General features: G+C 69.4%; 8 protein-coding genes. 4 read left to right on the forward strand and 4 right to left on the reverse strand.

What is annotated here, in order from left to right; translation table 11 throughout:
• The 3 genes from ACRX5W_RS12040 to ACRX5W_RS12050 all read left to right on the forward strand — a co-directional run.
• Positions 1 to 1,372, forward strand: a 1,372-nt coding sequence (locus tag ACRX5W_RS12040) for a thioesterase domain-containing protein (protein ID WP_436788056.1), incomplete at its 5' end; no start/stop codon positions are given.
• Entirely contained in the window at positions 1,369 to 2,376 is a 1,008-nt protein-coding gene (locus ACRX5W_RS12045; protein ID WP_436788057.1) for an iron-siderophore ABC transporter substrate-binding protein, read from the forward strand. The genes ACRX5W_RS12040 and ACRX5W_RS12045, both read left to right, overlap by 4 nt.
• A 142-nt stretch (positions 2,377 to 2,518) precedes the next feature.
• Positions 2,519 to 2,809, forward strand: a complete 291-nt coding sequence (locus ACRX5W_RS12050; protein WP_436788058.1) for a hypothetical protein — start codon at positions 2,519 to 2,521, stop codon at positions 2,807 to 2,809.
• Between the two features lie 131 nt (positions 2,810 to 2,940).
• Here the strand turns inward: ACRX5W_RS12050 and panD are convergent, their stop codons facing one another.
• From panD to ACRX5W_RS12070, 4 genes are read right to left on the reverse strand one after another with little or no spacing between them, the layout of a single operon-like run.
• A complete protein-coding gene (panD, locus tag ACRX5W_RS12055) occupies positions 2,941 to 3,360 on the reverse strand; it encodes an aspartate 1-decarboxylase (RefSeq protein ID WP_436788059.1) in 420 nt (139 codons plus the stop codon).
• A gap of 13 nt (positions 3,361 to 3,373) precedes the next feature.
• A complete protein-coding gene (locus tag ACRX5W_RS12060) occupies positions 3,374 to 3,583 on the reverse strand; it encodes an MbtH family protein (protein ID WP_436788060.1) in 210 nt (69 codons plus the stop codon).
• 17 nt (positions 3,584 to 3,600) lie between these two features.
• Positions 3,601 to 4,977 (reverse strand): enterobactin transporter EntS, encoded by a 1,377-nt coding sequence (entS, locus tag ACRX5W_RS12065; protein ID WP_436788061.1) that lies wholly within the window; start codon positions 4,975 to 4,977, stop codon positions 3,601 to 3,603.
• A gap of 1 nt (position 4,978) precedes the next feature.
• Positions 4,979 to 6,454, reverse strand: coding sequence for a lysine N(6)-hydroxylase/L-ornithine N(5)-oxygenase family protein (locus tag ACRX5W_RS12070; RefSeq protein WP_436788062.1), 1,476 nt, complete (start codon positions 6,452 to 6,454; stop codon positions 4,979 to 4,981).
• Positions 6,455 to 6,649: 195 nt separating this feature from the next.
• On the opposite strand from ACRX5W_RS12070, the gene ACRX5W_RS12075 reads away from it, so the two are divergent.
• The gene (locus tag ACRX5W_RS12075; protein ID WP_436788063.1) at positions 6,650 to 8,050 is read left to right on the forward strand and encodes a salicylate synthase; all 1,401 of its coding nucleotides are present in this window, start codon (positions 6,650 to 6,652) and stop codon (positions 8,048 to 8,050) included.
• The last annotated feature ends 37 nt before the right edge of the window (positions 8,051 to 8,087 follow it).

An 8,087-nucleotide genomic window follows, 5' to 3' on the forward strand; every position in this document is an offset into this window, starting at 1 on the left:
CGAACCCACCGAAATCCAAACCACCCTCGGCAACCACCCCGAAATCACACAGAACGCGATCATCCCCACGCCCGATGGGAAGGCACTGGCCGCGTATGTGGTCGGCACCGCCGATCCGGCGACACTGCGGGAGTGGCTGGCGGCACGCCTGCCGGACTACATGGTGCCCAGTGCGTTCGTCCGACTCGACGCGCTGCCGTTGACCGTCAACGGCAAGCTGGACCGGGCCGCGCTGCCGCTGCCCGACCTCACCTCGGCGGTCTCCTCGCGGGGCCCGCGCGACGAGCACGAGGCAGCCCTGTGCCGGGCGTTCGCCGACACTCTCGGCCTGCCGCGCGTCGGCGTCGACGACGACTTCTTCGCCCTGGGCGGGCACTCGCTGCTCGCGGTGCGACTCGTCGGGGCGATCCGCCGCGCCGGGATCGTCGACGACCCCGCGTCGGTGACGGTCGCCACCGTCATGACCACGCCGACCCCGGCCGCGCTCGCGAAACGGCTGCGCACCGACCCGGAGTCCGACCCGTCGCTCGCGCCACTCCTCGCGCTGCGCCCGGACGGGGAGTTGCCGCCGCTGTTCTGCGTGCACCCGGGGTTCGGCCTGGCCTGGTCGTACGCGGCCCTGCTGCCGCACATCTCCCCTGGGCGCCCGGTGTACGGCCTCCAGTCGCCGATCCTCTCCGGCGCCCCGGACCCGGTGCGCTTCGAGGACCTGGTCGACGAGTACGTCCGCCGCGTCCGGACCGTGCAGCCGCACGGGCCGTACCACCTGCTGGGCTGGTCGTTCGGCGGCGGCGTCGCGCACGCCGTGGCCTGCGTGTTGCAGCGCGAGGGCGAGGAAGTACGCTTCCTCGCGGTCCTCGACGCGGAACCGGCCGTTCCGCTTCCGCCCGGCGAGGCGACCGGATTCGGCGACGACGAGGCGCGGGAGCACCTGCGCCGCGCGGTCGCGGGTCCCTCGGCCGACGACCCGGGCGCCCCGGACGTGGCGGCCGAGCTGGGCGACGAGGTGGTCACCGCCCTCCTGCGCGCCCGTACGGCACATGAGTTCCTCGTCCCCGCAACGCCGTTCGGGCCGTTCCAGGGCGAACTGCGGTGCGTCGCCGTACGCGCCAACGCCGACCGGACCGGTCGGGCGGCTTGGGCGGAGCACTGCGACGGCCCGGTCCACGAAACCGCCGTCGACCACGAACACGACAACCTTCTGTCCCTGTCGGCCGTCGACGACATCGGTCCGCTGCTCGGCAGCGAACTGAACGAAATCTCCAACCAGAAAGGCACTGACCAGCCATGCACAGAGTCGGAACCTCAGGGCTCCTCGGCCGCCTCGCCGCACGACGCAGCCGCACCGCCCGCACCGTCGTCGCGGGCATGACCGCAGCCTTGGTCCTCTCACTCGCGGCCTGCGGCGACGATGAGGACAAGGACGCGACCAACACCGGTGCGAGCACAGCCGCGTCCGCGGGCGCCTCGGCCGAGTCGGCTGCGCCCCCGGCGGCGGCGTACCCCGTCACGATCACCCACAAGCTGGGGACGACGACGATCAAGGAGGCGCCGAAGCGCATCGTCGCGCTCGGCGAGGGCGACCAGGACGCCGCCCTGGCCTTGGGAGTCCAACTCGTCGGCATGGTCGAGACGACGCCCATCACACCGTGGGCGCAGCCGAAGATCACCGGTGACAAGCCCGAGCTCATCACGATGGGCGAGAACGGCGCGCCGATCGAGAAGGTCCTCGCGCTCAAGCCGGACCTGATCCTGGCGAACACCGACTACTGGGTCGAGCAGGAGTACAAGAAGCTTTCCGAGATCGCGCCCACGACGGCGTTCGAGGTCGGCCCGTCGCAGGACAGCTGGCAGCAGGTCGTGCTCCAGGTCGGCAAGGCCCTCGGCAAGTCGGCCGAGGCCCAGAAGCTCGTCGCGGACACGGACGCGAAGGTGGCCAACGTCCAGAAGCAGTACCCGGAGATAGTCGGCAAGACCTTCGCGCTCACCCTCGCGCAGGACGCCGGGTCGATCATGGTCCTGAAGGACAAGGAAGACATCTCCGTCAAGATGCTGCGGAACTTCGGCATGACGCACCCGGACAACATCGCCGCTCTGCCCGGCGAGGGCTTCGCGGCGCAGCTCAGCTTGGAACGCCTCGACCTCCTGGAGGTCAACGTGCTCCTGAGCGGCTACAACGGCGACGCCGGCGTCCAGAAGGCCGTCGAGGGGAACCCCCAGTTCGCGAAGCTGAACGTCGTCACGCGCGGCTCGTATGTCGCGCTCGACTCCAACGACTTCTACGCTCTGCGCAACGCGACGGTGCTCTCCGTCGAGTGGATCATCGACAACCTGATCCCCCGCATCTCCAAGGCCGCCAAGGCCGCCGGCGCCTGACCCCAGGCTGTCCTTCAACGGCCCGTGGGCTCCGCAACTCCGCGGAAGCCCACGGGCCGTTGCCATCTGCGTGGCCGCTGCACGACTTGCCTCAGACAGTGCTGCATTTGTCGAGCATCAATGTGTAGTGCAATCTGTGCCCATGCACATGAAAGTGCGAAAGAGCGTGCCCTTGGCCGCCGAGGATCGCGAACATCTGGAGCGCTTGCGAACGCCCGGCAGCGCGGAACGCGAGGCGTTGGCAGTGGTGACCGGCATGGAGCTCGATGGCCAGGTTTCCGAAGCCGAGGCATTGCATGCTCTGTTGGTCGCCGGCCGGGCTGCGGTAACCGAACAGGTGATGCTCAACGGATACGCGGCGTCGGCCGAGGACGATGAGGACCGGGCCGCACGCCGTGCGATGCGCTCCCGCGCCGCCACGCTGGGGGACTGATCAGGTGGTGTCCGTGATCATCCGGTACACGCGGACCAGCGCATGCGAACGGCCCGTGGGGTCCGCCGAATTCGGCGGCCTGCACGGGCCGTTCGTTATTTGAGGGTGTGTCGACTTCGCGTGGGCTCGGGTCACGCCATGGCGACGGTGGCGCCGGAGATCTGGTCCGAGCCGGGGACCGGTTCGGAGGAGTCGCTGCCGAGGTGGACGATGCGGTTGTCCGTGTCGACGTGGACGACGCGCGGTTGGTGCGTGGCGAATTCGGCTTCGTCCACAAGTCCGAAGGCCATGATGATGACGAGGTCGCCCGGCTGTATCAGGCGGGCGGCGGCGCCGTTCATGCCGATGACGCCGCTGCCCCGGGGGCCGCGGATGGCGTACGTGGTCAAACGTGCGCCGTTGTCGATGTCGACGACCTGGACCACTTCGTTCTCGGCGATGCCGGCGGCGTCCATGAGGTCTTCGTCGATGGTGAGGGAGCCGACGTAGTGCAGGTCGGCCTGGGTCACCTTGGCGCGGTGGATCTTTCCGCTCAGCAGCTGGCGCAGCACTGGTTCCTCGCTTTTAGTTCTCGGTGGCGGCCACGAGGGTTCGCGGTCGCATGTCGGTCCAGGCCGTCTCGATGTGTTCCAGGCATGCGGCCCTCGGCGCGGGGCCGTGGGCCACGGTCCACCCCTCGGGCACCGCGAGGTATTCGGGCCAAAGGGAGTACTGCCCCTCGTCGTTGACCAACGCGAGGAAGGTTCCGTCTTCGTCGTCGAACGGATTCGTCACACCGAATCACCCTTTCGTCAGGTGGCGTGTGGAGGGGTTGCCACATCGTGTGTCGTGGGGAGGCCGTCCGGCTCCGGGGCGGGAGCGTCGGCCGGGTCCGCCGGGGAGGCGGGGGTGTGGGGTCCTTCGGTTTCCTGGTCGTGTGTCAGCCGCGCGTCACGCAGCGGCTTCGCGACGGCCCCGACGCAGGCCACCGAGGCGAAGCACGCGAGCCCGCCGGCGACGAGTGTTGTGCCCGGACCCATCAAGCGCCCGACGCTGCCTGAGAGTGCGTTGCCTGTGGCCGGGCCGGCGGTGGCCTGCGCGAGCCAGAGACTGCCCACCCGGCCTTGCAGCCGGTCGGGCGTGCACTGTTGCAGGAGGGTCCTCCGCAGGATCTCGGAGATCGTGTCGGCGCAGCCGGCGATCCCGAGGAACAGCATGCCGAGCCAGAGGTGCCCGCTGACGCCGAAGCCGACGACGGCCAGCCCCCATATCGACGCCACGGTGATCAGCGCGATGCCGGGGCGGGCGACGCGGCCGGTCCACCCGCTCACCAGGGCACCGATGTTGGCGCCGACCGCGGGCGCGGTGTACAGGAGCCCGATGGTCGTCGGGCCGCCGTCGAAGACGTCCTCCCCCATCTCGGGGAACAGCGCGTAGGGCATCGCGAGCAGCACGGCGGCGAGGTCGACCAACATCAGGCCGCGGATGACCGGATTGGAACGGACGTACCGGAATCCTTCGGCGATCGCGTGCAGCGGGTGCTGCTCGGCCCGTTCGTCTTCGGGGTCGGCGGCGGAGTCCGGCTCCGGTGGCAGTGGTGGCAGGCGGGACAGCAGTACGGCGCCCAGGAGGAACCCCGCCGCGTCGATCGCGAAGCAGGCGGCGACACCGGGCCCTGCGGCGATGAGACCGGCCAGCCCCGGACCGACCATCGCGCCGAATTGCGTGGTGAGCGTCAGCAACGCACCCGCGGCAGCAAGATGTTCGCGGCCGACCAGGGCCGGAGTGACGGCCATGAGCGCCGGAGCGCCGAGCCCGCCGATGATGCCGGCGGCGACCGCCAGAACGTACAGGACCGACAATTGAGGGCTCGGTACGAGGGCGTTCACGGCGAGCGCCAGGACCACCAACGCCGAGCCCGCGCGGGTGCGCAGAATCAGTGTGCGGCGGTCGCGGCGGTCCGCGAGAACTCCGCCGGCCAGAAGGCCGACGCACAGGCTCACGCCGATGACGAGGTTGACCAAGCCCACATGAAGCGACGAGCCGCTCAGGTCGTAGACCTGGATGCTTGCGGCGACCGAGGTCAGCGCGGTGCCCAGCATCGACAGCGAGGTGGCGGCGAAGAGATTCCGGAAGTCCCGGCTCTCCTTCAGCGGTCTCGTGTCGATCGCTATGTCCCCGAGACGCACGTCAGCTCCGCCTGGTCAACGCGAGGTCCTGGTGCGGGCCTTCGTTGTTGTCGGCGGTGGCCTGCTCCGGTGTCGGCTGCGCCGGTACGGCCTGGCCGCGCCGAAGCGCACCCTCGCGGTCATCCGCACCGACCGTGCCGGTGCCGTCACCCAGGTGTTCGCTGACCGAGGCGAGGATCTCCCCTGCGCGCACCGCGATGTTGGACAGCAATGTCGACCCGATGCCGTGGCTGTGCTCGGTGGGGCCTTGCAGGTAGATGCCCGCGGCGGTGGGTGGTTCGGTCACCACGCGGTAGTCGCGGCCGAGGCGCGGGCGCCCGTCGGCGTCGTGCACACAGGCCTGGTTCGCGCCCTCGACCAGCCCGAGGGCGTCGCCGGGGAGGTATCCGGTGGCGTAGACCACGACGTCCGCGCATATGGTCTCGGTCTTTCCGGTGGGCAGGAACTCGACGTCGACGTCGGTGCCCGCCTCGCCGTCGCGGACCTCCACGACCCGGGAGGCGTGGCGTATGTGGAGCCGGGGCCGGCCCACGACGCGTTCCTCGTAGACCCGGCGGTAGAGCTCGGTGATGAGATCGCCGTCCACGACCGAGTAGTTCGTGTTGCGGTGGTAGTCCGTCAGCAGCTCTTTGACCTCGTCGGGCGCCTCGTAGTACTGGTCGACGGCCTGGGGGTCGAAGATGCGGTTGGCGAACGGGCTGTCGTCGGCGGGCGAGTAGCCGAAGCGCGTGAAGACCGCGTGCACTTCGGCGTCCGGGAAGCGCCGGTGCAGGTAGTCGGCGCTCTCCGCGGCACTCTGGCCGGCTCCGACGACGACCGCGGTACGCACGCTCGCGGGGTCGGTGGCGGCGACGTTCGGGACCAGCCGCGCGTTGTGCCAGACGCGTGGCGACACCGCGACGCCGTCGGGCATGCGGGGCCGGAGTCCCGGTGCGAGAACGACGTTGCGGGCACGGTGGCGCCGCTCGGTGTCCCCTTCGCCGACGACCACGTCGTACGCCGTGATGCGGCCGTCCTCGCCGCGCACCGGGCGCACCGCGGTGACCTCGGCGTTGTAGCGCACCTGGTGGGCGACGCGGGACGCCGCCCATTCCAGGTAGCCGTGGAACTCCGCGCGGAGGGGAAAGAAAACCTTGTGGTTGATGAAGTCAACGAGCCGGCCGATGCCGTGCAGGTAGGACACGAAGCTGAAGTCGCTTGTCGGATTGCGCATCGTGACAAGGTCTTTCAGGAACGAGACCTGCATCGTGGCGCCGTCGACGAGCATGCCCCGGTGCCAGCCGAAGGCCGGCTGCTTTTCCAGGAACAAGGCGTTCAGGCGCTGTTCGTCGGCGAGGTGGGCATTGTGCTCCTCCACCGCGACCGCGAGAGCGAGGTTCGAGGGCCCGAATCCGACTCCGATGAGGTCGTACACCGCTTGCTGGGCGTGGCCGCCGCCGTCGTGTCCGTCGTATCCGTCGTACTGAGGAGGGGTCAACGCACGCATCCCTTCTGGGGTGTGACCGCAAGAGCGCACACCATCGCACGGCAATACGAGAGGTTAGGCTAACCTAACTGTGGCAGCCGTGGCCAGAACTTCCCGCCGTCGCAATTACCTTCGATCGTCAGGCATGGACGTACCCCCGCATCATCGACTATTAATCAGGATAGCCTTACCTAACTATCCGCAGTCATGCCAGACACCGGAGGCCACGTGTCCGCCGATGTTCACCCCCCGGTCAGCCCCGCCAAGGGGGAGACCACCTCCACCGACGACTATCTCGAGCGCGAAATCCCGTTGTCCGCAGACCCTTTGGATCTCGCGGCGGCGCTTGTCGAATCCCCTCTCGGCATCGACGGCGGCCGGCCCTACGTGGTGTACGAGAACGCCGGCACGTGGTTCGTCGCCCTCGGGGCGATCGCCACGGTGACGGTTTCGCGCAAGACCGTCGACGCCCGCATCGGTGAGATGACTCACACCGTCCCCTGGACCGATTCCCCGCTTCCCGCAGTCGACAGCCTGCTCGCCGCGGCCCCCGTGACCCGCTGGCGTGCGTACGGCTGGGCCGGTTTCGAACTCGCATACATTCAGGCGGGTTTGCCCGAACTGGTGCGCGACGACACCTTGCTGCACCTGATGATCCCCCGAACCGAAGTCCACGTCACCGCCGGACGAGCGCTCATCCGCTCGCTGTCCGAGGTGGATCTCGACATCGTGGAAAGCCTTCTGACCGGCCATCAGGCCCCGGCGCGACAGCAGCCGGAACCACTCGACGTCACCGTCACCGGCGCGGACGCCTACCGGGAGTCGGTGCGCGGCGCGGTCGCCGCGATCCGGGACCGCCGCCTGCAAAAGGTGATCCTGTCCCGTGTCGTGCCGGTGCCCACGCCGGTCGACCTGGTCGGGACCTACCTCGCGGGGCGCCGCGCCAACAACCCGACGCGCTCGTTCCTCCTGGACGTCGACGGCACGGCCGCGGCCGGGTTCAGCCCCGAGATCGTGGTGTCCGTCGACGCCGAACGCCGCGTCACCACACAGCCGTTGGCCGGCACCCGCGCACTCGGCGGGGACACCGGGGAGAACGACCGGCTGCGTGCGGACCTGCTCGCGGACCCGAAGGAGATCTTCGAGCACGCGATATCGGTCAAGGTCGCGTACGACGAACTCCAGCCGCTGTGCACGCCCGGGTCGGTGAACGTCACCGACTTCATGAGCGTCAAACCGCGCGGCAGCGTGCAGCACCTCGCGTCGTCGGTGACCGGCACGCTGAGCCCGAACGTGGGCACGTGGAGCGCCTTCGCGGCGCTGTTCCCGGCGGTCACCGCCTCGGGCGTGCCGAAGTCCGCGGCGTACCACGTGATACGGGACCACGAGCCGGCCGGCCGGGGCCTCTACAGCGGCGCCGTGGTGACGGTCGACGCCGACGGGTCGCTGGACGCGGCACTGGTCCTGCGCACCATCTTCCGCAGGGAGGGCCGCACTTGGCTTCAGGCGGGCGCCGGAATCGTGGAACAGTCCACTCCGGACCGCGAATTCGAGGAGACATGCGAGAAACTGCGGTCGGTCTCACGGCACTTGGTGCCCGGTAAGTAGACCTGGCAGCGTTCGCGGGGGCGGTGCGTCACGCACC

Origin of the sequence: Yinghuangia sp. YIM S10712 (assembly GCF_051388935.1) — a bacterium.
In the GTDB taxonomy this organism is placed as follows: Bacteria; Actinomycetota; Actinomycetes; order Streptomycetales; family Streptomycetaceae; genus Yinghuangia.

Excerpts from the sequence above, each read along its gene's own strand:
- ACRX5W_RS12075 (WP_436788063.1), top strand. The coding sequence starts at position 6,650 with ATGCCAGACACCGGAGGCCACGTGTCCGCCGATGTTCACCCCCCGGTC.
- ACRX5W_RS12045 (WP_436788057.1), top strand. The coding sequence starts at position 1,369 with ATGACCGCAGCCTTGGTCCTCTCACTCGCGGCCTGCGGCGACGATGAG.
- ACRX5W_RS12050 (WP_436788058.1), top strand. The coding sequence starts at position 2,519 with ATGCACATGAAAGTGCGAAAGAGCGTGCCCTTGGCCGCCGAGGATCGC.